A 23156-nucleotide genomic window follows, 5' to 3' on the forward strand; every position below is an offset into this window, starting at 1 on the left:
TCGTCGGTTATGGGGCTAGGCCGACACCTGAAAAGGAGTTGCGGCCGAAGGGACTGACCTTGAAACCCTCGACTTTCGCGCTTAACGGCTGGTTGATCGTCGAGTGGGCCACAGGCGTGATCGGCACTTGCTGCTTGAGCAACTGCTGGGCCTGCTTATAGAGCTCGGTGCGCTGTTCACGGTCGGTGACGACCTTGGCTTGCTTGATCAGCGTGTCGTACTGCGGGTCGCACCACATGGAGTAGTTGTTGCCGCCGATGGCGTCACAGCTGTACAGGGTGCCCAGCCAGTTGTCCGGGTCACCGTTGTCTCCAGTCCAGCCGATCAGGCTGATGTCGTGTTCGCCGTTCTTGGTGCGCTTGATGTACTCGCCCCATTCGTAGCTGACGATCTTCACCTTGAGGCCGATCTTCGCCCAGTCGGACTGGAGCATTTCGGCCATCAGCTTGGCGTTGGGGTTGTAGGGGCGTTGCACGGGCATGGCCCAGAGGGTGATTTCCGTGCCTTCCTTGACCCCGGCAGCCTTGAGCAGCTCGCGGGCCTTTTCCGGGTTGTAGGCGGCGTCCTTGATGGTCTCGTCGTAGGACCACTGGGTGGGCGGCATGGCGTTCACCGCCAACTGGCCGGCGCCCTGGTACACGGCATTGAGGATGCTGTGCTTGTTCACCGCCATGTCCAGTGCCTGGCGCACTTCGAGGCGGTCGAAGGGTTTGTGTTGCACGTTATAGGCGATGTAGCCGAGGTTGAAGCCGGGCTTCTCGATGACCTGCAGTTTTGCGTCGTTCTTCAGGGCATCGATGTCGGCGGGACGCGGGTGCAGGGTCACCTGGCATTCGCCGGCGCGCAGCTTCTGCACGCGTACCGAGGCATCGGTGTTGATGGCGAAGATCAGCCTGTCGAGCTTGACCCGGCTCGGGTCCCAATAGTGCGGGTTGGCGGCGTAGCGGATTTGCGAGTCTTTCTGGTAGCGCTGGAATACGAACGGCCCGGTGCCGATGGGTTGCTGGTTGATCTGGCTGGGAGTGCCGGCCTTGAGCAGTTGCTCGGCGTATTCGGCGGAGAGGATCGCGGCAAAGCTCATGGCCAGGTTCTGGATGAACGCGGCGTCCACGGTGTTGAGGGTCATGACCACGGTCAGTGGGTCGGTTTTCTCGACCTTGGCGATGTTCTTGTTCAGGCTCATGCCGTTGAAGTAAGGGAACTCCGTCGGATAGGCCTTACGGAACGGATGTTCGGCGTCGAGCATGCGATTGAAGGTGAACAGCACGTCGTCGGCGTTGAGGTCGCGGCTGGGCTTGAAGTAAGGAGTGTTGTGGAACTTCACGCCTTCACGCAGGTGAAAGCTGTACCTGAGGCCGTCCTCGGAAATGTCCCAGCTCTTGGCCAGGGCCGGCAGTACGTTGGTTGCGCCTTTCTCGAACTCCACCAAGCGGTTGTACAGCGGCTCGGCGGCATCGTTGTCGGTGGCGGTGGTGTACTGCGCGGTGTCAAAGCCTGCGGGGCTGCCTTCGGAACAGAACACCAGGCTGCGGTCGGCAGCGCTGCAGATCGAACTGGTGGCCAGCAGGGCCGAGAAAATCAACGAATGACGCATGACGGTCCATCTCCATTTTTTGTTGTGATGATCAATGGACCATGGCTCCTTCCTGGAGCCTGTACAGGCCATTGATGCCAAACCATGGCTGCAGCAAATGCCCACCGACAGACGCAGTTTTGCCATGCCTCGACGTTAGGAGCCGATGGCTGGGGCGTATATGCGCTGTACCTGAAAGCCTTGTAGGAATCGGCTCTAAATTCGAGCGATCACGTACAAAGGGATGCGATCTCGACCCCAGGGCCGGACGCTTTCAGGGGGAGCGGTAACACAACGGCGACGTCATCGACGTCGCCGTTGCACAACCTTATTTGCCGATGCCTACGCCGTAGAAGGAGTTCAAGCCAAAGGGGCTGATCTTGAAATCCTGCACGTTGGCGCGCATGGGTTGGAACACCGTCGAGTGAGCGATAGGTGTCATCGGAACGGCATCTTTGAGGATGTGTTGCGCCTGCTTGTACAGCTCGGTGCGTTTGGCCACATCCGAGGTGGCCTTGGCTTGCTTGATCAGTGCGTCATAAGGCTTGTCGCACCATTTCGAGAAGTTGTTGCCGTTCATTGCATCGCAACCGAACAGGGTGCCGAGCCAGTTGTCGGGGTCACCATTGTCGCCGCTCCAGCCGATGATCATCGCCTGGTTCTCGCCGCCTTTGGAGCGCTTGATGTACTCGCCCCACTCGTAGCTGACGATGTTGACCTTGAGACCGATCTTGGCCCAGTCGGACTGCAGCATCTCTGCCATCAGCTTGGCGTTCGGGTTGTACGGACGCTGTACCGGCATGGCCCACAGGGTGATCTGGGTGCCTTCCTTGATGCCGGCCTCCTTGAGCAGCTGCTTGGCTTTCTCGGGATCGTACTTGGCATCCTTGATGGTGGTGTCGTAGGACCACTGGGTCGGCGGCATGGCGTTGACCGCCAGCTGGCCGGCGCCCTGGTAGACCGAGTCGATGATCTGCGGCTTGTTGACGGCCATGTCCAGCGCCTGGCGAACCTTGAGGTCAGCCAGCGGGTTGGCGTCGGTGCGGCCCTTGAGCACCGGCATCACGTTGTAGGCGATGTAGCCCAGGTTGAAGCCTGCCTGTTCAGGCATCTTCAGGGTCTTGTCTTCCTTGAGCGCCTTCAGGTCGGCCGGACGCGGGAAGAGGGTGACCTGGCATTCGTTCTTCTTCAGCTTCTGGATGCGCACCGATGGGTCGGTGGTGATGGCGAAGATCAGGTTGTCGATCTTCACGTCTTCAGGCTTCCAGTAGTCCTTGTTGCCGCTGTAGCGGATGTTGGAGTCTTTCTGGTAGCTCTTGAAAACGAAGGGGCCTGTGCCGATCGGCTTCTGGTTGATATCGCTGGTCTTGCCTTCCTTGAGCAGCTTGTCGGCGTACTCGGCGGACTGGATGGAGGCAAAGCTCATGGCCAGGTTCTGGATGAACGCGGCATCAACGGTTTTCAGGGTGAACTTGACGGTCTTGTCGTCGACTTTCTCGACCTTGGTGATGTTGGTGTCCATCCCCATGTCGGTGAAGTACGGGAATTCGGTCGGGTATGCCTTACGGAACGGCATGTCCTTGTCGATCATGCGGTTGAAGGTGAACAGCACGTCGTCGGCGTTGAAGGTACGGGTCGGGGTGAAGTACGGCGTGGTGTGGAACTTGACCCCTTCGCGCAGGTGGAAGGTGTAGGTCAGACCGTCGTCCGAGATGTCCCAGCTGGTGGCCAGGCCAGGAATGACTGCGGTGCCGCCACGTTCGAACTGGCTGAGGCGGTTGTAGAGGGTTTCGGCTGAGGCGTCGAAGTCGGTTCCGGTGGTGTACTGGCCAGGGTCGAAACCGGCCGGGCTCCCTTCAGAGCAGAACACCAGGTTAGTCGCCGCGTGGGCGAAGGGTGCGCTGGCCAGCAAGCCGGCACTGACTAAAAACGGAAGGACTGCTTTTTTGAACATGGTGGCCTCATGATTTGTTGTCATTTTTGGTGTAGAGGGCGACCTTGTGAGTCGACCCGCCGATACTTATGCAGCCCTCATACCCATTGCAAGATGCAGGGCCGACACAAGTCTCAAAGAGTGGAACGAACGTACACGAATGACGCATTTGTATAAATATTGACGCATTTGACCGATTGCGCCGGTTTTTTCTGGTGCGTGCGTTGCTTCTCCATTGGGCAAACGGGGCTGTTCGTGCTCCCGGTTGGTGCGTCAATGGAGCGGGTGCCTACTGGCTTGCGCTTGAACCGCCAGGCCTTTTCAGGCTGGCGCAAATCTGCGACGCATCCGGCTGACCGGATGGCGTAGGGCGATGGAATGGGGGAGGCCGTGGGAGACGGTTGCCCGGGACCTTGCAGGCGACGGCAGGTGGTCAGCGCATCGTCGGCGGTGTTGAAGTCGCGGCTCGCAGTGAAGTTGTCACTGTGGAGGTTGCTGCTGGCATGCGACAGGCGTGGGTCGAGGATCAGCCCCGCTGTCTGCCAAACCTGGAGCGGAAAGGTCTTACGCATGCAAACCTCATTTTTTCTTTTTCTAGGGCATATCTGAGGATTGGCCTTATGGGCCGCGGTAACTCGCCTTTCTATGGGGCGTGGATGCAGCCCCATGGACCCTGTGCGGCGATGGCGATCGCTTATTGTGTTGTTGATTGTCGATTCGCCGATGCCGAAATTAAGTCATGCTGAAATCGTGGTCAACGAAAATTAAGCCTGACTAACATTTCTCTTGCGCACAGGTGTGTCTGTGAGGTTCGGCAGGCGCCTGCGCGTGGGGCTTACGCCGCCGAATGGTCGTCGAACAGACCCATGGTCGTGACAGTCAGGACTTCCGCCGGGCCGCTGCCGACATTGGCCAGGCAGTGGGTTTTGGTCGAGTCGAAGTGCACCGAGTCGCCGGCGCCAAGGGGATATTGGTGACCCTCGATGGTGTAGACGATCTGCCCTGAAAGAACGTAGGAAAACTCAGAGCCATCGTGGGAGATCAGTTCCGACTGGTAGCCCACCGGGATGTTCATTTTCACCGCGTTGATCAGGTTGCCGGGAAAGGAACTGGACAGTCGCTCGTAGGCCAGTGGCTGGCCTTCGATGGTGTAGCGCACCCGCTTGCCGTCGTGGGAGTCGGGTTGCGCCTGGGTTGGCTGGTCGAACAGAGCGTTCAGCGGAACGTTCAGAGACTTGGCAATGTTGACCAGGGAAGAGATCGAGACACCGGTGAGATTGCGTTCCGCTTGGGAGAGGAAACTGGCGGTCAGGCCAGACTCACTGGCAATTTGGCGCAGGGTTTTCTTGGCGGCGCGGCGATAGCGACGCAGGCGTTCGCCGATGCGATCTGCGGTCATTGGAGAGACTCTTATAGGAAAGGAGCAGTATACCCGGCGCACGACCATGACGCCTGACAGGCGCAATACCGAGGTGCGTAACTTTAGCATCACCACAGTGGCCGAACGCACCCACCCAGAGCTGAGTTCATCGGCTGCGGGTTGAAATGCCTGGTCACGAAAAACGGCGGCGACCTCGTTTTGCACTAGAGGTTACCGCCGTTGGGGGACGCTGGGAGAGGTTTACGGCATCAGCACTTCGATGGCGCCGTCGGCGGTCATGCTGACCTGGCTGGTGCCGGCCTCGACTTCCGGAGTCACTGGCGCCGAATCCATGCTGGCGGCCTTCATCATCATCGGTGCTCGCAGGTAGGGCTGTGGATAACCGTTGCTGTTGAGGTTCAGATTGACGATTTTGTATCCCTTGCCGCCCAGGGCTTCGGTGGCCAGTTGCGCACGGGCCTTGAATGCTTTGACCGCGTCCTTAAGCAGGGCATCTTCGCTGGCCTTGCGGGTCGGGTCGGCGATGGCGAAGTCCATGCCGGCCATTTTCAGGTCGCCCAGCAGCTCACCGGTGAGCTTGGACAGGGCGGCGAAGTCGGAGCTTTCCAGGCGCAGTTCGGCGCGTTCGCGCCAACCAGTGATCTTCTGACCCTTGCCGTCGTAGATCGGGTAGCTGTTGCGGCTGCCCTGGCGCAGGGTCACATCCTTGACCTGGCGGGCCTGACCCAGGGCCTTGTTCATGGTGCTGGTGATTTCTGCGGCGAGCTTGGCCGGGTCGCTGTTCTGCGATTCGCTGTAGAGGGTCACGATCATCAGGTCCCGTGCCACTTCCTGACTGACTTCGGCACGCAGGGAAATCTGGTTGTAGTGCAGTTCATCGGCGGCCAGGGCGGGCAGACTGGTGAGGGTGCCGGCGCTGAGGGCCAGAAGGGCGAGGCTTCGACGGAAATGCTGCATGGAAACTCCTTGAGTGCGGTCCGCAGGATCAGCTCAGAGCCTGCGTGAAACGTTCAGACAGTGTCGGGCTGCGGCAAGTTTCAAGCCGCAAGCTGCGTGTTGAGAGCCAATACGCTTGTAGCTCAAAGCTTGCAGCTTGCCACTGTTTTTCTGTGACGCTTTGCCGCAGTTTTGCCTGTGGCGGGGGCTGCTTGGTTATACTCCCGCCGATTGCCCTGGAGCGCTCATCAGGAGAGCTCATGCTCGCCCCCGTAAAATTATTGTCTGCCACTCGTCAGAACCTCTGGCGCCTGACCTTTATCCGTACCCTGGTTCTGGCTGCTCAGGCCGGTTCGGTGGGGCTCGCCTATTGGCTGGAATTGTTGCCGCTGCCCTGGTTGCAACTGGGCGTCACTCTGATGTTTTCCATGGTGCTCTGTGCCTTCACCGCCATCCGCTTGCGAACCTCGTGGCCGGTGACGGAGCTGGAATATGCCCTGCAACTGGCCTGCGACCTGTTTATCCACAGTGTGCTGCTGTATTTCTCCGGCGGCTCTACCAACCCCTTTGTCTCCTATTACCTGGTGCCCCTGACGATCGCCGCCGTGACGCTGCCCTGGCGCTATTCGGTGGTGTTGTCGGGTATTGCCCTGACCCTCTATACCTTGTTGCTGGCGCGCTTCTACCCCTTGCAGACTTTCCCCATCGCCCGGGAAAACCTGCAGGTCTATGGCATGTGGCTGAGTTTTGCCCTGGCGGCGGCGGTGATCACCTTCTTCGCTGCACGCATGGCCGAAGAACTGCGCCGTCAGGAAGAGTTGCGGGCGATCCGCCGTGAAGAGGGCCTGCGCGATCAGCAGTTGCTGGCCGTGGCGACCCAAGCCGCCGGCGCCGCCCATGAGCTGGGTACGCCGCTGGCGACCATGAGCGTACTGCTCAAGGAAATGCGCCAGGACCATCCCGATCCGCTGTTGCAAGATGACCTCAGCGTGCTCCAGGATCAGGTCAAACTGTGCAAGGAAACCTTGCAGCAGTTGGTACGTGCCGCTGAGGCCAATCGCCGTCTGGCGGTGGAAATGCAGGAAGTCACCCAGTGGCTGGACGAGGCGTTGAACCGCTGGCACCTGATGCGCCCTGAAGCCAGCTATCGTTTCCACCTGCTGGGTGAGGGACCGGTGCCGCGCCTGGCGCCGCCGCCGGACCTGACCCAGGCCTTGCTCAATCTGTTGAACAATGCAGCCGATGCCTGCCCCGAAGGCTTGGAAGTGCGCCTGGACTGGGACGCGGAAAACCTCACCATCAGTATTCGCGACCACGGTGCCGGAGTACCCTTGGCCATCGCCGAGCAGATTGGCAAACCGTTTTTTACCACCAAGGGCAAAGGCTTCGGCCTGGGCCTGTTTTTGAGCAAGGCCAGCGTGACCCGCGCCGGTGGCTCAGTGAAACTCTACAGTCATGAGGAAGGCGGAACGCTCACCGAGCTGCGCCTGCCCCGTGCCGCCCGAGGAGACGACCATGAGTGAAGAGATCCAAGTCGAAGGCGAAGAACTGCCGCATTTGTTGCTGGTGGATGATGACGCCACCTTTACCAGGGTGATGGCACGCGCCATGAGCCGCCGGGGCTTTCGCGTCAGTACCGCAGGTTCCGCGGAAGAGGGGCTGACCATCGCCCAGCAGGATCTGCCGGACTACGCCGCGCTGGACCTGAAGATGGATGGCGACTCCGGGCTGGTGCTATTGCCCAAGCTGCTGGAGCTGGACCCGGAAATGCGCGTCCTGATCCTCACCGGCTATTCGAGCATCGCCACGGCGGTGGAGGCTATCAAGCGCGGCGCCTGCAACTACCTGTGCAAACCCGCGGACGCCGATGATGTGCTGGCCGCGCTGCTCTCCGAACATGCGGACCTGGACACCCTGGTGCCGGAAAACCCGATGTCCGTGGACCGTCTGCAATGGGAGCACATCCAGCGCGTGCTGACCGAACACGAAGGTAATATCTCCGCCACTGCCCGGGCCCTGGGCATGCATCGCCGTACCTTGCAGCGCAAACTGCAGAAGCGTCCCGTCCGTCGCTGAACCGCGACTGAATGAATGTCGCTGGACACCGTGAAAAAGCGAGCCGATCTACTAAGATCGGCTCAACGCTTGTCCCTCTCCCTATCGAGCCACAACGATGAATCAGAACGCTGAGTACTCCGCGGTCAACGATGCTGTGCGCGGTCAATTCTTTCGCCGGGTCTGGGCCATGATTACCCCTTACTGGCGTAGTGAAGAGAAGAACAAGGCCTGGCTGTTGCTGATCGCGGTGATTGGCCTGTCGCTGTTCAGTGTTGCCATCTCGGTGTGGATCAACAGTTGGTACAAGGACTTCTACAACGCCTTGCAGAAGAAGGATGAGGCGGCCTTCTGGAGCCTGATCCTGTATTTCTGCGGGATCGCTGCGGTGGCCATTCTCGGTGCGGTGTATCGCTTGTACCTGACCCAGATGCTGACCATCCGCTGGCGCGCCTGGTTGACCGAAAGACACTTTGCCCGTTGGCTGGGCAACAAGAACTACTACCAGCTGGAGCAGGGTGGCTACACCGACAACCCCGACCAGCGGATTTCCGAAGACCTCAACAGTTTCACCACCAACACCTTGTCCCTGGGCCTGGGGTTGATCCGCAACGTGGTCAGCCTGGTGTCCTTTTCCATCATTCTCTGGGGAGTGTCCGGCAGTATCGAGGTGATGGGCTACACCATTCCCGGCTATATGTTCTGGTGCGCCCTGGTGTATGCGGCGGTCGGCAGTTGGCTGACCCACCTGATCGGGCGTCGCTTGATTGGCCTGAACAATCAACAGCAACGTTTTGAAGCCGACCTGCGTTTCTCCATGGTGCGAGTCCGGGAGAACGCCGAGAGCATTGCCCTTTACGACGGCGAGAAGAACGAAAACCAGCGTCTTAGTAGCCGTTTCAGCAAGGTCTGGCACAACTTCTGGGACATCATGAAGGTGTCCAAGCGCCTGACCTTCTTCACCGCCGGTTATGGCCAGATCGCGATCATCTTCCCGTTTATCGTCGCCGCGCCGCGCTACTTCGCCGGCAAGATCGAACTGGGAGAGCTGATGCAGATCAACTCGGCTTTCGGCAATGTCCAGGAGAACTTCAGTTGGTTTATCAGCGCCTATTCGGACCTCGCCGCCTGGCGCGCTACCTGTGACCGTCTGTTGAGCTTCCGTCAGGCCATGAGTGAAAACGAGGAGCGTCCTCCGGCGATTGACGTGCAACACCAGGGCGAACAATTGCAAGTGCGTGATCTGGGCCTGGATCTGGCGGACGGCCGTCATCTGCTGGCCGGTGCCCAGATGACCGTGAGTCCTGGCGAGCGACTGATGCTCAGTGGTCGCTCCGGCAGTGGCAAAAGCACCCTGCTGCGGGCCATGGGACGGTTGTGGCCGGCGGGGCACGGCAGCATCTTGCTGCCGAACCAGCGCTACCTGTTCCTGCCGCAGAAACCTTACCTGCCCATTGGCAGCCTGCGGGAAGCCTTGAGTTATCCACAGTCGGGCGACAGCTATCCCGAGGAGCGTTATGCACAGGTCCTGGAAACTTGTCGCTTGCCCCACCTGGTGGCGCGTCTGGACGAGAGCAATCACTGGCAGCGCATGTTGTCGCCGGGGGAGCAGCAGCGGCTGGCGTTTGCCCGTGCGTTGCTCTATGCCCCGCAATGGCTGTACATGGACGAAGCCACATCGGCCATGGACGAGGAAGACGAGGCCACGCTGTATCAGGCCCTGATCGACCAGTTGCCGGGCTTGAGCATTGTCAGCGTTGGCCATCGCAGCAGCCTCAAGCGCTTCCATCCACGGCACGTTCGTATCGAGCAAGGGCATCTGCTGGAGCAGACTTTCACGGCTTGACGGCGGGCTGGGCGCTGGCATCAAGCCCAGCGCCTTGCACAGCCGGTGCAAGGGCGCTGAGCCGTTTCGCGGGCGAGCCCGCTCCTACAGGGGGCGATCAGGCCTGGTGCAGGATCGAGCGGTCCACACGCACGGCCAATTGGCCATTCCCCGGTTTGGCGTTGAAGGCCACGTTGCCGTGTTCATCCACGCTGGCCCGGGCGATGGGGGCGCCATTGAGCAGCAGCTCCAGAGGTGCGTCCTTGAGGGATTGCCCGGAGGCCAGTTGCAGTTTCAGGTTGATAGCCATGGTGATTTCCTTATCAGGCGTTACGGTCGATGAAGCGGTTGGCGTTCTTGTCGATGGAACCGATCAGCTCCGGTGAGCCACCGCGAAACTGACGGAACACATTGCGTCCGGTGGCGCTGCTGTTGCTGGTACCCGCCGGAATGTTCAGGGTGGGCTGGAAGCTGTCGCTCAGTTCCATGTAGGCCGACCATGGACCTATATAGGACTCGTTCAAGCCGTTGGTTTCGCTGAGGGCGTAGCGCACCGCCTGGCCAGGGAGCCAGTTGGGCTCGCTGGGGGTGTGGCTTTGCCAGCCGTCGGCCAGGATCTTTGGGACCGCACTCGGGGTTTCCAGGTAGCCCGTCGGTTTGTTCGGGCTGTAGTTCTTCAGCAGCAGGTAGGTGCTCCAGCCCCACCAGTTGTCGATGGTCTTGCTGTCATTGAGATTGTTGACGTCGCTGCGGCGCAGCACTTTGTCACCGCTCATCACGAACAGTGGCGAGAAGTTGCCGCTCTTGGCGGCATTCAGGTCCGGCAAGGCCTTGAGGGCCGCGTAGCTGGCGGGCGCCGGCAGGTTGCCGCTGAGGTAGCTGGTGAAGATCTCGTCCGCCGAACGCTGCACTGCCAGTTTCACCTGCTGGCGATTGCGATGATCGACGCTGTCGAAATAACGTTTGTCGCCGTAGGCGTGCCAGCGGTCGCCCTGGGCGTTACTGACATTGAGGCCGAACTTGCTGTCCTCGTCGTGCATGAAGCGGGTAATCAGCGATCCCAGGTCGCTGGGGGTGACCACTGCCGCCACCTGTTTACGTGGCACTCGTACATGGCCGGCAGAAAACAGGTCGGTGAGGAAGTGGTCGGCGAAGGCGTTCATTGCGTAGGCCAGTTCCAGTTGCTTGTCGTCGGCAGTCTTGCCTGCCAGTACCGCTTGTTGCAGGGCTGCTGTGTGCCCGGCGATATACGCCGCCAGGGCCCACTCGCCAAAGTGGTCGGCATTGTTTGCCGCAAGCTTCAGGTAGCGCCCCAGAGGGAACAGGGCGGAGACCACGCTGCCGCCGCCGGTAATCCGGTTCCACTCTTCAGACAGGGTATCGCCCAAGGCGTCATAGGCTTCGTGGGGCTGTTTGCCGTCGCGGATCGCCTGGTTGGCGGCGACGATTTCCTTCTGCATTACCGCGAGGATCTGCCGTGCTTCGTCTTTCGCCGCCGGCAGTACCGCCAGGGAGTTGAAGGCCGCGGTAAAGCGTTGCACTCGATCAGCCGGCGTCGCGCCTTCGCAGATCGGTTGCTCGGGAATGCCGTAGAAATCGCCGCCCAGGGCAACCGCCTGGCCGTAGGTCAGAGCCAGTCCGTTGGGCAGGTGCAGTTCAACCTGCCACGCGGGAATGGCCGGGGCATCCTTGACGAAGCGCAGCAGGGTGCTGTCGCCGATGGCGGTGTGTTCGCCGCCCTCGAAACGCAATTGGGGCAGGCCCCTGGCGGATTTTAGCGGGGTGTGGGGCAGGTCTTCCGGGCGGTGGTATTTGATGGTGTGGTGGCCGTCGGCGACCAGCACCAGGGTCTCGCCATCGCCGGAAATGGCGATGCCTTGTTCAGTGAACAAACGGTCCAGGTCGGCAATGATCTTGCCGGTCTGTTGTGGCTGTTGCTGCGTCTGTGCAGAGAGTCCTGACATTTCTAGCTCCTTGATATGTCATGGTTATGCTTGTTTTAACTGTATGCATATACAGTTATTCTGAGCATAATTGAAAATGACGCGCCGTCAAGAAGGCAGTTACGCGAGGGAGGGTTGATTGGATTATCATTAGCGCCCTAACGACAGGCTCAAGGTCCACCCGCGCATGCTGGCTATCTTTTTCGAAACCCTGACGATTACTGCGCCGGTGTTTGCGATGCTGTTTCTTGGGCTGCTGCTCAAGCGGGTGGGGTGGATCAATGACAACTTCATCCATACGGCGTCGGCCCTGGTGTTCAACGTCACCATGCCGGCGTTGCTGTTTCTCGGCATTGTCCATGCCGACCTGCATGCCTCATTGAAGCCTGGCGTGCTGATCTACTTTTCAGTGGCCACCCTGGTCTGTTTTGCCCTGGCCTGGGGCTGGGCCATCTGGCGTTGTCCGAAGGTGGATCGGGGGATCTATACCCAGGGAGCATTTCGCGGCAATAACGCGATCATCGGCCTGGCCCTGGCGGCCAGCATGTATGGGGATTACGGGATTTCCCTGGGGGCGCTGCTCGCTGCGTTGGTGATTCTTTACTACAACACCCTGTCGACGGTGGTCCTGGCGGTCTACAGCCCGGCGATCAAGTCCGACCCCTGGAGCATCTGCAAAAGTGTGTTCAGCAACCCGTTGATTGTCAGCGTGCTGGTGGCTGCACCGTTTGCCTACTGGCAGATCAGCCTTCCCGGCTGGCTGGAGACTTCGGGCAAGTACCTGGCGCAGATGAGCCTGCCTCTGGCGCTGATCTGCATTGGCGGCACGTTGTCCATGGCGGCCTTGCGCAACAGTGGGCGGATGGCCATGAGCTCCAGCCTGTTGAAGATGGTCAGCCTGCCGACGCTGGCGACCTTTGGCGCTTGGTTATGCGGTTTTCGTGGGGCGGAACTGGGGATTCTGTTTCTGTATTTCGGCAGTCCGACTGCGGCAGCGAGCTTTGTCATGGCCCGGGCGGCCAATGGCAATCATGAGCTGGCGGCAGCCATTATCGTCATCACCACGGTGATGGCGGCAGTGACCACCAATATCGGGATCTTTGTGTTGCAGTGGGGTGGGTGGATCTGAAGCTGTTCGCCGGCAAGCCGGCTCCTACAAAACGAGGTAGGAGCCGGCTTGCCGGCGAAGAACGGGTTCACTGCGGTGGCTGATAGGCGTCAATCACTTCCTGGGCTGCGCGAAACGCATCGATGGCCGCTGGTACCCCGGCATACACCGCGCAATGCAGCAGCGCTTCACGTATCTCTTCCACGGTGCAGCCGTTGTTCAGGGCGCCACGCACGTGGCCCTTCAACTCCTGGGGACATTTGAGCGCAGTCAGGGTTGCCAGGGTGATCAGGCTACGGGTTTTCAACGGCAGGCCATCACGGTTCCACACGCCGCCCCAGGCGTGTTCGTTGACGAATTCCTGCAGCGGTTGGGTGAATTCGGTGGCGTTGCCCAGAGCACGGTCGACGAAGGCGTCGCCCATTACTTGGCGACGCATTTGCAGTCCACTTTTCTTGTTCTCGCTCATGGCGTTTCTCTCTTGTGTTGGCGGCGCCAGGCTCTTAGCGAACTGAGCAGCAGAAACGCCACCAGCGCTGGCAGGACGAAAAACAGCATCAAGTGTTCCAGCTTGCCCGCCAGGGGCATGCCCGTGGTGAACGACACCACGTGCAGCCCATAGGCCAGGTACAGGCCGAGAAACAGCAAGCCTTCGGCCCGGGTCACGCGATACCCCGAATAAAATACCGGCAGGCATAGCACCGCGACGCCAAGCATCACCGGCAAGTCGAAATCCAGGGCGTTGGGCGAAACCGAGAGTGGCGTCGGTGCCACCAGTGCGGTAAACCCCAGGACCCCCAGCAAGTTGAAGAGATTGCTGCCGATGACATTGCCCACGGCGATATCCCGCTGGCCCCGCAAGGCGGCGAGCAGCGAAGTGGCGAGCTGGGGCAGGGAAGTGCTGACGGCAATCACCGTCAGTCCCATGACCCGCTCCGACAACCCCAGGTCGTCGGCCACAGTGACGGCGGCACCCAGTAGCAAGTGTCCGGCGAAGACCAGCAGCCCCAGGCCGATAAGCACCATCAGCATGCTGCTGAACCTGGGCGCAGAACCGCGTTGGCCGGCTGGAGCGGGCAGGTGATGGCGTGCCGAGTGCCGCGACTGGCGCAACAGCAGGAGCAGATACAGCACCAGGGCCGCCAGCAGGATGACACCGTCGGAGGGGGTGAGGCGCTCGTTGTAGGCCAGGATGAACACCAGCAGGCTGGCACCGATCATCAGCGGGATGTCCAGACGCACCAGCTGTCGCGATACCCGCAGCGGAATGATCAGGGCCGAGAGGCCCAGAGTCACCAGGATGTTGAAGATGCTGCTGCCGATCACGCTGCCCACGGCGATATCGGTGTTGTCGGCCAGGGTCGCCTGCAGGCTGATGGCCATCTGAGGCGCGCTGCTGCCGAAGGCGACGATGCTCAGGCCCATGATCAGCGGGCGAACATGCAGGCGCGCAGACAAACGCACTGCGGCACGCACCAGCAACTCGGCGCCGGCAATCAGCATCACCAGGCCGCTGATGAGTTGGATCAGGCTGAGCAGGGGCAGTTCGGCAAAGGCGGTAATGGCTCGGGCTCCGTCGGTCAGTCGCTGAGGGCTTGGATGCGTACTTTGGCGGTGCCGCTGCGCAGCATGTCGAGCTGTTGCGCGGCAGCGCGGGATAAGTCGATCAGGCGGCCGCGGGTGTGCGGGCCACGATCGTTGATACGGACCACGACGCTTTTGTCGTTGCCCAGGTTGGTGACTTGCACTCGGGTGCCGAATGGCAGTTCGCGATGGGCCGCAGTGAGGCCGTTCAGATCGAAGGGTTCGCCGCTGGCGGTGCGTTTGCCGTGATGGCGGGCGCCGTAATAGGAGGCTGTCCCGGTCTGGTCATAACCTCGAGGGTCGATGATATGGCTGCTGGCGCAACCCGTGAGCAGAGCGAGCAGGGCGCTGGCCACGAACCAGGGACGGGGAACAATCCTATGCAAGAGCTGGCTTGCCAGCGAAGACGGGCTTGCATCCCCGCAGTTTCGACTGACAAGCCAAGGCTGCATTTTTCGATCAGCCTTCGAGCTTGCTTTTCAGCAGCTCGTTGACTTGTTGCGGGTTGGCCTTGCCCTTGGAGGCCTTCATCGCCTGGCCGACGAAGAAGCCGAACATCTTGCCGCGTTTGGCCTCATCGGCGGCGCGGTACTGTTCGACCTGTTCGGCGTTGGCCGCGAGCATCTCATCGAGCACCGCAGAGATCGCGCCGCTGTCGGTGACTTGCTTGAGGCCACGCTTGTCGATGATCTCGTCGGCATTACCTTCGCCGTTGGCCATGGCTTCGAACACGGTCTTGGCGATCTTGCCGGAGATGGTGTTGTCCTTGATCCGCAGCAGCATGCCGCCCAGTTGTTCGGCCGAGACCGGTGCCTCGTCGATTTCCAGGCCTTGCTTGTTCAGCAGGCTGCCCAGCTCGACCATGACCCAGTTGGCGGCGAGCTTGGCGTCACCGGCAATGCTGGCGACCTTCTCGAAGTAGTCCGCCTGCTCACGGCTGGTGGCCAGGACGCTGGCGTCGTAGACCGACAGACCGAACTGCTCCTGGAAGCGTTCGCGTTTCTGCGGTGGCAGTTCCGGCAGGGTGGCGCGTACCTGATCGAGGAAGGAGTCTTCGATGACCACAGGCAGCAGGTCCGGATCGGGGAAGTAACGGTAGTCGTTGGCTTCTTCCTTGCTGCGCATCGGACGGGTCTCGTCCTTGTTCGGGTCGTACAGGCGGGTCTGCTGGATCACTTTGCCGCCGTCTTCGATCAGCTCGATCTGGCGACGGATCTCGCTGTTGATCGCCTTCTCGATGAAGCGGAACGAGTTGACGTTCTTGATCTCGCAGCGGGTGCCGAACTCGACCTGGCCCTTGGGACGGATCGAGACGTTGCAGTCGCAACGCAGGGAGCCTTCGGCCATGTTGCCGTCGCAGATACCCAGGTAGCGCACCAGGGCATGGATCGACTTGACGTAGGCCACGGCTTCTTTGGCGCTGCGCATGTCAGGCTCGGAAACGATTTCCAGCAGGGGCGTGCCGGCACGGTTCAGGTCGATGCCGGTGGCACCGTTGAATTCTTCATGCAGGCTCTTGCCGGCGTCTTCTTCCAGGTGCGCGCGGGTGATTCCTACGCGTTTCATCGTGCCGTCTTCCAGGGGAATGTCCAGGTGGCCCTTGCCGACGATCGGCAACTCCATCTGGCTGATCTGGTAGCCCTTGGGCAGGTCCGGGTAGAAGTAGTTCTTGCGGGCGAACACGTTGTGCTGGCCGATCTCGGCGTCAACCGCGAGGCCGAACATCACCGCCATGCGCACCGCTTCCTGGTTCAGCACTGGCAGTACGCCGGGCATGCCCAGGTCGATCAGGCTGGCCTGGGTGTTGGGCTCGGCACCGAAGGCGGTGGAGCTACCGGAGAAAATCTTCGATTGAGTGGTGAGCTGGGTATGAATCTCCAGCCCGATCACGACTTCCCATTGCATGTGTGTCTCCTCAGAAGCCGGTTGGGGTGCGGGTGTGCCAGTCAGTGTTCAACTGATACTGGTGCGCAACGTTGAGCAAGCGGCCTTCCTGGAAATACGGGGCGAGCAGTTGCACGCCTACCGGCAAGCCGTCGACGAAACCGGCCGGCATCGACAGGCCTGGCAGGCCGGCGAGGTTGGCGGTGATGGTGTAGACGTCTTCCAGGTACGCAGCGACCGGATCGCTGCTCTTGGCGCCGAGCTTCCAGGCCGGGTTGGGCGTGGTCGGGCCGAGGATGATGTCGACTTCGTTGAACGCGGTCATGAAGTCGTTCTTCACCAGGCGCCGGATTTTCTGCGCCTTGAGGTAGTAGGCATCGTAGTAGCCGGCGGACAGCGCGTAGGCACCGACCATGATCCGGCGCTGGACTTCGCTGCCGAAGCCTTCGCCACGGGAGCGTTTGTACAGGTCTTCCAGGTTTTCTGGGTTCTCACAGCGGTAGCCGAAGCGCACGCCGTCGAAACGCGACAGGTTGGAGGAGGCTTCCGCCGGGGCGATCACGTAGTACGCAGGAATCGCGTGCTGCATGTTCGGCAGGCTGATTTCCTTGATCACCGCACCGAGCTTTTCCAGCTCCTTGATGCTGTTGTGGATCAGTTCGGCGATGCGCGGGTCGAGACCGGTGCTGAAGTATTCCTTCGGCACGCCGATGCGCAGGCCCTGCAGCGAGCCGCTGAGCCCGGCGCTGTAGTCCGGCACCGGTTCATCGATGCTGGTGGAATCGTTCGGGTCGAAGCCAGCCATGCCTTGCAGCAGGATCGCGCAGTCTTCGGCGGTGCGAGCCAGTGGGCCGCCCTGATCGAGGCTGGAAGCGTAGGCGATCATGCCCCAGCGGGAAACGCGACCGTAGGTCGGCTTCAGGCCGGTGAGGTTGGTGAAGGCGGCGGGCTGGCGGATCGAGCCGCCGGTGTCGGTGGCCGTGGCGGCTGGCAGCAGGCGCGCAGCGACCGCCGCGGCGGAACCACCGGAGGAACCGCCGGGCACGTGTTCCAGGTTCCACGGGTTTTTCACCGCGCCGTACCAGCTCGACTCGTTGGCCGAGCCCATGGCGAATTCGTCCATGTTGGTCTTGCCCAGGGTCACGGCCCCGGCAGCGGCCAGCTTGGCGACCACGGTGGCGTCGTAGGGCGCCTTGAAGTTGTCGAGCATCTTCGAGCCGCAACTGGTGCGGATGCCCTGGGTGCAGAACAGGTCTTTATGGGCGATCGGCGCGCCCAGCAGGGCACCGCTCTCACCATTGGCGCGACGTTCGTCGGCGGCCTTGGCCTGGGACAGCGCCAGGTCTTCGGTGAGGCTGATGAAGCTGTTGATCTGCGGATCCAGCTGGGCGATGCGCGCCAGCAGGGTCTGAGTCAGTTCTACAGAGGAGAATTTCTTGTCGGCGAGTCCGCGGGCGATCTCGGCCAGAGTCATGTGATGCATTGCAGGCTCTTTCCCTTTAGTCGATGACTTTCGGAACCAGATACAGGCCGCTTTCGACCGCTGGTGCGATGGACTGATAAGCCTCGCGATGATTGGACTCGGTCACAACGTCTGCGCGCAGGCGCTGGCTGGCTTCCAGTGGGTGGGCCAGGGGCTCGATACCGTCGGTATCGACTGCCTGCATTTCATCCACCAGCCCGAGAATGCTGTTCAGGGCGGAGGTGATGTGTGGAAGATCGCTTTCATTGAGCTTGATGCTGGCCAAATGAGCGATTTTTTCCACGTCGGAGCGTTCAAGCGCCATGGGATTCTCCAGTGGAAAACAGAACGGATCTCGTCCGTGTGTTAGATTGTCGGAACACTACCGCATTTCTACGGTCTTATGGCCGCGATTGTGGGGGTTGGTGCACAGAAAAGCGGCCAATTTAACATATTGGCGCCTTGCCCAAAATCCCTGTCGTTGTTAGAGTTTGCCGCACTTTTTTACCCACGCGTTGCCTAGGGTCCCTTTCCCATGTTCAAGAAACTGCGTGGCATGTTTTCCAGCGATCTTTCCATTGACCTGGGCACTGCCAACACCCTTATTTACGTGCGCGAGCGCGGTATTGTCCTGAATGAACCATCGGTTGTGGCCATTCGGACCCACGGTAATCAGAAAAGTGTTGTGGCGGTTGGTACCGAAGCCAAGCGCATGCTCGGTCGTACTCCGGGCAACATTGCAGCCATTCGTCCGATGAAGGATGGCGTGATCGCCGACTTCAGCGTCTGCGAAAAGATGCTGCAGTACTTCATCAACAAAGTTCATGAAAACAGCTTTCTGCAGCCCAGCCCTCGTGTGCTGATCTGTGTTCCATGCAAGTCCACCCAGGTTGAACGTCGTGCCATCCGTGAGTCGGCCCTTGGTGCCGGTGCTCGTGAAGTGTTCCTGATCGAAGAGCCAATGGCCGCTGCGATCGGTGCCGGCCTGCCGGTTGAAGAAGCCCGTGGTTCGATGGTCGTGGACATCGGTGGTGGTACCACTGAAATCGCCCTGATCTCCCTGAACGGTGTGGTTTACGCCGAATCCGTACGTGTTGGTGGCGACCGTTTCGACGAGGCCATCATCACCTACGTGCGTCGCAACTACGGCAGCCTGATCGGTGAATCCACCGCTGAGCGCATCAAACAGGAAATCGGTACCGCCTATCCAGGCGGCGAAGTGCGTGAAGTTGACGTACGCGGCCGTAACCTGGCTGAAGGCGTGCCACGTGCCTTCACCCTGAACTCCAATGAAGTGCTGGAGGCTCTGCAGGAGTCCCTGGCAACCATCGTTCAGGCGGTGAAAAGTGCCCTGGAGCAATCGCCTCCGGAGCTGGCTTCGGACATCGCCGAGCGCGGTCTGGTGCTGACCGGTGGTGGTGCGTTGCTGCGTGATCTGGACAAGCTGCTGGCCCAGGAAACCGGTCTGCCGGTGATCGTTGCCGAAGATCCGCTGACCTGTGTTGCTCGCGGCGGTGGCCGTGCATTGGAAATGATGGACAAACACACCATGGACCTGCTCTCCAGCGAATAACTTCGCTGGTTGCATCTATGCTGTTGCGCTCACAGGCAGCACTTTGCAGTGCTGCCTGTGGCGTTTATCTTCTGTCAATCTGCATCCAGGCCGGTTTGATGCCGTATGAATAAACACAACATTTGCCTGGGAGGAGCGGCTTATTAAACCGCTTTTCGCCAAAGGCCCCTCATTGGGCGTGCGCCTCCTGGTGCTGGTCGTACTGTCGGTCGCACTGATGGTGGTCGATGCCCGCTTCACACTGCTCAAGCCAGTGCGTAGCCAGATGTCGCTGGTGTTGATGCAGTCCTACTGGATCACCGACCTGCCGCAGCGGCTATGGCAGGGCGTTGCCAGTCAGTTCGGCAGTCGCACCGAGCTGGTCGCCGAAAACGAAAAACTCAAGACCGAAAACCTGCTGCTGCAGGGGCGCATGCAAAAGCTCGCAGCCCTGACCGAGCAGAACGTGCGTCTGCGCGAATTGCTCAACTCTTCGGCACTGGTCAACGAGAAGGTCGAAGTGGCCGAGTTGATCGGCATGGACCCCAACCCCTTTACCCATCGCATCATCATCAATAAAGGTGAGCGTGACGGCGTATTCCTCGGCCAGCCGGTGCTCGATGCCCGTGGCTTGATGGGGCAGGTGGTGGAGTTGATGCCTTATACCTCGCGCGTCCTGTTGCTGACTGACACCACCCACAGCATTCCGGTACAGGTCAATCGCAACGGTCTGCGGGCCATTGCCAGTGGCACTGGCAACCCGGAGCGCCTGGAGTTGCGCCACGTGGCCGACACCGCCGATGTCAAGGAAGGCGATTTGCTGGTCAGCTCGGGCCTTGGTCAGCGTTTCCCCGCGGGATATCCGGTGGCCACGGTCAAGGAAGTGATCCACGACTCCGGTCAGCCATTCGCCATTGTGCGTGCAGTGCCCACTGCCGCGTTGAACCGCAGCCGTTATCTGTTGCTGGTGTTCAGTGATCCGCGCACTGCCGAAGAGCGGGCCAATGATGCGGCCCAGGCCCAGGAAGCCCAGGACCAGCAGGGTGGCAATAGCACCCCGGTGGTGCCGGCCACGGTACCCAAGCCTGCGGTGGCTCCAGCCGCGACCGCAGCACCGGCCACCGCTCCCGCGACTGCACCGGCGACTCCGGTCAAGCCGGCAGTCCATGCTCCGGCCAAGCCGGTCAATAAACCTGTGGTGAAACCGGCGGCGGCCAAGCCTCCGGCTGCGGCACCGGCCACCACCGGAGGAAGAGAATAATGGCGGGTAGTACCTATTCGCGAAATGGCTGGATTGTCTGGCTGACGTTTCTGATCGGCATGCTGCTCAGCGTGTCGCCGTTGCCACAGTTCATGGAAATCCTGCGCCCGCTGTGGTTGGCCCTGCTACTGGCCTTTTGGGCCCTGGCCCTGCCGCACAAGGTAGGCATGGTCACGGCCTGGTGCCTGGGGCTGGCGGAGGATGTGCTCTACGGCACGCTCCTGGGGCAGAACGCCTTGATCCTGACCCTGATCACCTTTCTTGTACTGTCCCTGCAACAGCGTCTGCGGATGTTCCCGATGTGGCAGCAGAGCCTGGTAATCCTGGTGATCTTTGGCCTGGCGCAGTTGGTACAACTCTGGCTCAGCGCCCTGACCGGCAATCGCCAGCCGACCCTGGCTCTGGTCCTGCCGGCCCTGGTGAGTGCGCTGTTGTGGCCGTGGGTCAGCTTCGGCCTGCGCGGGTTGCGCCGACGTTTCAAAATCAATTAATTCGGTCAGGCATTGGCCCGCACCTCGACAGGGAGATGTCTTGATGAATCCGCTTTACCTCGCTTCCGGTTCGCCCCGTCGGCGTGAGCTGCTCACCCAGATCGGCGTGCCTTTCACCGCCATCAGTGCGGACATCGATGAAACCCCGCTGGCCGATGAATCCCCTGCTGCCTATGTCGAGCGTCTTGCCCGTGGCAAGGCGGCGGCCGGGCGCGCCCTGATCACCTGCAGCGAATCCCAGGCTCCGGCCTGCGTGTTGGGGGCCGATACGGCCGTGGTGCTGGATGGGCGGATCCTTGGCAAACCGCTGGATCAGGCCGATGCGCTGGCGATGCTCATGGCACTTGCCGGGCGCGAGCACGAAGTGTTGACCGCCATTGCCCTGCTCGACGGCGAACGCTGCGAGTCGCGGGTGGTGCGCAGCCTGGTACGCTTTCGCGCTATCTCTCCTGAGGAAGCGAGCGTCTATTGGGCCAGCGGCGAGCCCCGGGACAAGGCTGGCGGTTATGCAATCCAAGGGCTTGCGGCGGTATTTGTGTCAGGGCTCAATGGCAGTTATTCCGCTGTGGTTGGCTTGCCGGTGTGCGAAACCGCAGAACTGCTCGGCCATTTCGGCATACCCTGTTGGCAAAACCTTCCAGTGCGCTAAAGCGCCGTACCCGACTGCTGCGGCCTTCTATGAACACGCCTGAACGAGACATTGCCATGAGTGAAGAGATTCTGATCAACATCACGCCGATGGAATCACGGGTGGCGGTGGTCGAAAACGGAGTGTTGCAAGAGGTTCACGTCGAGCGCACCCAGCGCCGCGGTATCGTTGGCAACATCTATAAAGGCAAGGTGGTGCGGGTATTGCCCGGCATGCAGGCCGCTTTCGTCGATATCGGCCTGGACCGTGCGGCGTTCATCCATGCTTCGGAAATTTCCACTCGCGAAGGTACGGCGGTGGAGAGCATCAGTGCCCTGGTGCACGAAGGGCAGAGCCTGGTGGTGCAGGTCACCAAGGACCCCATTGGTACCAAGGGCGCGCGTCTGACCACCCAACTGTCGATTCCTTCGCGTTATCTGGTGTACATGCCCCGTACCGCCCATGTCGGCATCTCGTTGAAGATCGAGGATGAAGCCGAACGTGAGCGTCTGAAGCAGGTCGTCAGCGACTGCGTGGCCCAGGAAGGCATCAAGGAGGCGGGCGGATTCATCCTGCGTACTGCCGCCGAGGGCGCCGGCGCCGATGAGATCCTGATGGACATCCGCTACCTGCGCCGGCTCTGGGATCAGATCGGCGCTCAGATCAAGACCATTGGCGCGCCCAATGTGATCTACGAAGACCTTGGCCTGGCGCTGCGTACCCTGCGGGATCTGGTGAGCCCGAAGATCGAGAAGATCCGCATCGACTCCCGGGAAACCTTTCAGAAGACAACTCAGTTCGTTGCCGAGCTGATGCCGGAAATCGCCGACCGCCTGGAACACTACCCCGGCGAGCGGCCGATCTTCGACCTGTACGGGGTCGAGGATGAAATCCAGAAGGCCCTGGAGCGCAAGGTGCCGCTCAAGTCCGGTGGCTATCTGGTGGTGGACCCGGCGGAAGCCATGACCACCATCGACGTCAACACCGGAGCTTTCGTCGGCCATCGCAATCTTGAGGAAACCATCTTCAAGACCAACCTCGAAGCCGCTACCGCCATTGCCCGGCAACTGCGCCTGCGCAACCTGGGCGGGATCATCATCATCGACTTCATCGACATGGAAGACGAGGAGCATCAGCGCCAGGTACTGCGGACCCTGGAGAAGCAGCTGGAGCGCGATCACGCCAAGACCAACATCATCGGCATCACCGAGCTGGGCCTGGTGCAGATGACCCGCAAACGCACGCGCGAGAGCCTGGAGCAGGTGCTCTGCGAGCCGTGCAGCAGCTGTCAGGGACGGGGCAAGTTGAAGACTCCGGAAACCATCTGTTACGAAATATTCCGTGAAATCCTCCGCGAGGCCCGGGCTTATCAGGCAGAAGGGTATCGAGTGCTGGCCAATCAGAAAGTGGTGGATCGTCTGCTGGACGAAGAGTCGGGCAATGTGGCGGAGTTGGAAGGTTTTATCGGCCGTACCATCAGGTTCCAGGTCGAAACCATGTATTCCCAGGAACAATACGACGTGGTGCTGCTCTGATTTCC

The 23156-nt window shown here is 60.7% G+C and carries 22 protein-coding genes; 9 read left to right on the forward strand and 13 right to left on the reverse strand.

Annotated features, from left to right (window positions below; all coding sequences use genetic code 11):
* Positions 1 to 7: 7 nt before the first annotated feature.
* From P7C00_RS04965 to P7C00_RS04985, 5 genes are all read right to left on the reverse strand, one after another.
* Positions 8 to 1594, reverse strand: coding sequence for an ABC transporter substrate-binding protein (locus P7C00_RS04965; RefSeq protein ID WP_404938225.1), 1587 nt, complete (start codon positions 1592 to 1594; stop codon positions 8 to 10).
* 307 nt (positions 1595 to 1901) lie between these two features.
* Positions 1902 to 3527: an ABC transporter substrate-binding protein gene (locus tag P7C00_RS04970; RefSeq protein ID WP_404938226.1), complete on the reverse strand. Its 1626-nt coding sequence runs from the start codon at positions 3525 to 3527 to the stop codon at positions 1902 to 1904.
* A 113-nt stretch (positions 3528 to 3640) separates the two neighbouring features.
* The gene (locus tag P7C00_RS04975) at positions 3641 to 4078 is read right to left on the reverse strand and encodes a hypothetical protein (RefSeq protein WP_404938227.1); all 438 of its coding nucleotides are present in this window, start codon (positions 4076 to 4078) and stop codon (positions 3641 to 3643) included.
* A gap of 263 nt (positions 4079 to 4341) precedes the next feature.
* A complete protein-coding gene (locus P7C00_RS04980; RefSeq protein WP_123727445.1) occupies positions 4342 to 4905 on the reverse strand; it encodes a helix-turn-helix domain-containing protein in 564 nt (187 codons plus the stop codon).
* A 222-nt stretch (positions 4906 to 5127) separates the two neighbouring features.
* Positions 5128 to 5844 (reverse strand): SIMPL domain-containing protein, encoded by a 717-nt coding sequence (locus P7C00_RS04985; RefSeq protein ID WP_346633636.1) that lies wholly within the window; start codon positions 5842 to 5844, stop codon positions 5128 to 5130.
* A 239-nt stretch (positions 5845 to 6083) separates the two neighbouring features.
* Between P7C00_RS04985 and P7C00_RS04990 the strand changes: the two genes are divergently transcribed.
* From P7C00_RS04990 to P7C00_RS05000, 3 genes are all read left to right on the forward strand, one after another.
* Complete coding sequence (locus tag P7C00_RS04990) at positions 6084 to 7346, forward strand: ATP-binding protein (RefSeq protein WP_123727447.1); 1263 nt, start codon at positions 6084 to 6086, stop codon at positions 7344 to 7346.
* Complete coding sequence (locus P7C00_RS04995; protein ID WP_025132017.1) at positions 7339 to 7899, forward strand: response regulator transcription factor; 561 nt, start codon at positions 7339 to 7341, stop codon at positions 7897 to 7899. Before P7C00_RS04990 ends, P7C00_RS04995 begins: the two co-directional genes overlap by 8 nt.
* A gap of 97 nt (positions 7900 to 7996) precedes the next feature.
* Positions 7997 to 9724 (forward strand): ABC transporter ATP-binding protein/permease, encoded by a 1728-nt coding sequence (locus P7C00_RS05000; RefSeq protein ID WP_346633635.1) that lies wholly within the window; start codon positions 7997 to 7999, stop codon positions 9722 to 9724.
* A gap of 97 nt (positions 9725 to 9821) precedes the next feature.
* Here the strand turns inward: P7C00_RS05000 and P7C00_RS05005 are convergent, their stop codons facing one another.
* Together P7C00_RS05005 and P7C00_RS05010 are read right to left on the reverse strand one after the other, a co-directional pair.
* Entirely contained in the window at positions 9822 to 10013 is a 192-nt protein-coding gene (locus tag P7C00_RS05005) for a hypothetical protein (RefSeq protein WP_404938228.1), read from the reverse strand.
* 13 nt (positions 10014 to 10026) lie between these two features.
* The gene (locus P7C00_RS05010; RefSeq protein ID WP_404938229.1) at positions 10027 to 11667 is read right to left on the reverse strand and encodes a phospholipase; all 1641 of its coding nucleotides are present in this window, start codon (positions 11665 to 11667) and stop codon (positions 10027 to 10029) included.
* A gap of 166 nt (positions 11668 to 11833) precedes the next feature.
* On the opposite strand from P7C00_RS05010, the gene P7C00_RS05015 reads away from it, so the two are divergent.
* Positions 11834 to 12775, forward strand: a complete 942-nt coding sequence (locus P7C00_RS05015; protein ID WP_346633632.1) for an AEC family transporter — start codon at positions 11834 to 11836, stop codon at positions 12773 to 12775.
* A gap of 67 nt (positions 12776 to 12842) precedes the next feature.
* On the opposite strand, the gene P7C00_RS05020 is transcribed toward P7C00_RS05015, so the two are convergent.
* The 6 genes from P7C00_RS05020 to gatC all read right to left on the reverse strand — a co-directional run bounded on the left by P7C00_RS05020 (position 12843) and on the right by gatC (position 18009).
* Positions 12843 to 13223, reverse strand: coding sequence for a carboxymuconolactone decarboxylase family protein (locus P7C00_RS05020; protein WP_346633631.1), 381 nt, complete (start codon positions 13221 to 13223; stop codon positions 12843 to 12845).
* Entirely contained in the window at positions 13220 to 14257 is a 1038-nt protein-coding gene (locus tag P7C00_RS05025) for a calcium/sodium antiporter (protein ID WP_404939913.1), read from the reverse strand. Before P7C00_RS05025 ends, P7C00_RS05020 begins: the two co-directional genes overlap by 4 nt.
* A 77-nt stretch (positions 14258 to 14334) precedes the next feature.
* Positions 14335 to 14790 carry a septal ring lytic transglycosylase RlpA family protein gene (locus P7C00_RS05030; protein WP_404938230.1) on the reverse strand — a complete coding sequence of 152 codons (456 nt, stop codon included), beginning with the start codon at positions 14788 to 14790 and terminating at the stop codon, positions 14335 to 14337.
* Between the two features lie 7 nt (positions 14791 to 14797).
* On the reverse strand, positions 14798 to 16243 hold the full coding sequence (gene gatB / locus P7C00_RS05035; RefSeq protein ID WP_011059248.1) for an Asp-tRNA(Asn)/Glu-tRNA(Gln) amidotransferase subunit GatB: 1446 nt from the start codon (positions 16241 to 16243) through the stop codon (positions 14798 to 14800).
* 10 nt (positions 16244 to 16253) lie between these two features.
* Complete coding sequence (gene gatA, locus P7C00_RS05040) at positions 16254 to 17705, reverse strand: Asp-tRNA(Asn)/Glu-tRNA(Gln) amidotransferase subunit GatA (protein ID WP_346633630.1); 1452 nt, start codon at positions 17703 to 17705, stop codon at positions 16254 to 16256.
* A 16-nt stretch (positions 17706 to 17721) separates the two neighbouring features.
* Positions 17722 to 18009 carry an Asp-tRNA(Asn)/Glu-tRNA(Gln) amidotransferase subunit GatC gene (gatC, locus tag P7C00_RS05045; RefSeq protein WP_317071465.1) on the reverse strand — a complete coding sequence of 96 codons (288 nt, stop codon included), beginning with the start codon at positions 18007 to 18009 and terminating at the stop codon, positions 17722 to 17724.
* Positions 18010 to 18219: 210 nt separating this feature from the next.
* Here gatC and mreB point away from each other — a divergent pair, with 210 nt between their 5' ends.
* From mreB to rng, 5 genes are all read left to right on the forward strand, one after another.
* The gene (mreB, locus tag P7C00_RS05050; RefSeq protein WP_002555108.1) at positions 18220 to 19257 is read left to right on the forward strand and encodes a rod shape-determining protein MreB; all 1038 of its coding nucleotides are present in this window, start codon (positions 18220 to 18222) and stop codon (positions 19255 to 19257) included.
* A gap of 178 nt (positions 19258 to 19435) precedes the next feature.
* Positions 19436 to 20497 carry a rod shape-determining protein MreC gene (mreC, locus tag P7C00_RS05055; RefSeq protein WP_404939915.1) on the forward strand — a complete coding sequence of 354 codons (1062 nt, stop codon included), beginning with the start codon at positions 19436 to 19438 and terminating at the stop codon, positions 20495 to 20497.
* The gene (mreD, locus tag P7C00_RS05060) at positions 20497 to 20988 is read left to right on the forward strand and encodes a rod shape-determining protein MreD (protein WP_123727456.1); all 492 of its coding nucleotides are present in this window, start codon (positions 20497 to 20499) and stop codon (positions 20986 to 20988) included. Before mreC ends, mreD begins: the two co-directional genes overlap by 1 nt.
* Before the next feature lie 43 nt (positions 20989 to 21031).
* Positions 21032 to 21637 (forward strand): nucleoside triphosphate pyrophosphatase, encoded by a 606-nt coding sequence (locus P7C00_RS05065; RefSeq protein ID WP_346633629.1) that lies wholly within the window; start codon positions 21032 to 21034, stop codon positions 21635 to 21637.
* 56 nt (positions 21638 to 21693) lie between these two features.
* Positions 21694 to 23151, forward strand: a complete 1458-nt coding sequence (rng, locus tag P7C00_RS05070) for a ribonuclease G (protein WP_123727458.1) — start codon at positions 21694 to 21696, stop codon at positions 23149 to 23151.
* Positions 23152 to 23156 lie beyond the last annotated feature (5 nt).

The sequence above is a fragment of the Pseudomonas sp. JDS08PS003 genome, assembly GCF_045013505.1.
In the GTDB taxonomy this organism is placed as follows: Bacteria; Pseudomonadota; Gammaproteobacteria; order Pseudomonadales; family Pseudomonadaceae; genus Aquipseudomonas; species Aquipseudomonas protegens_B.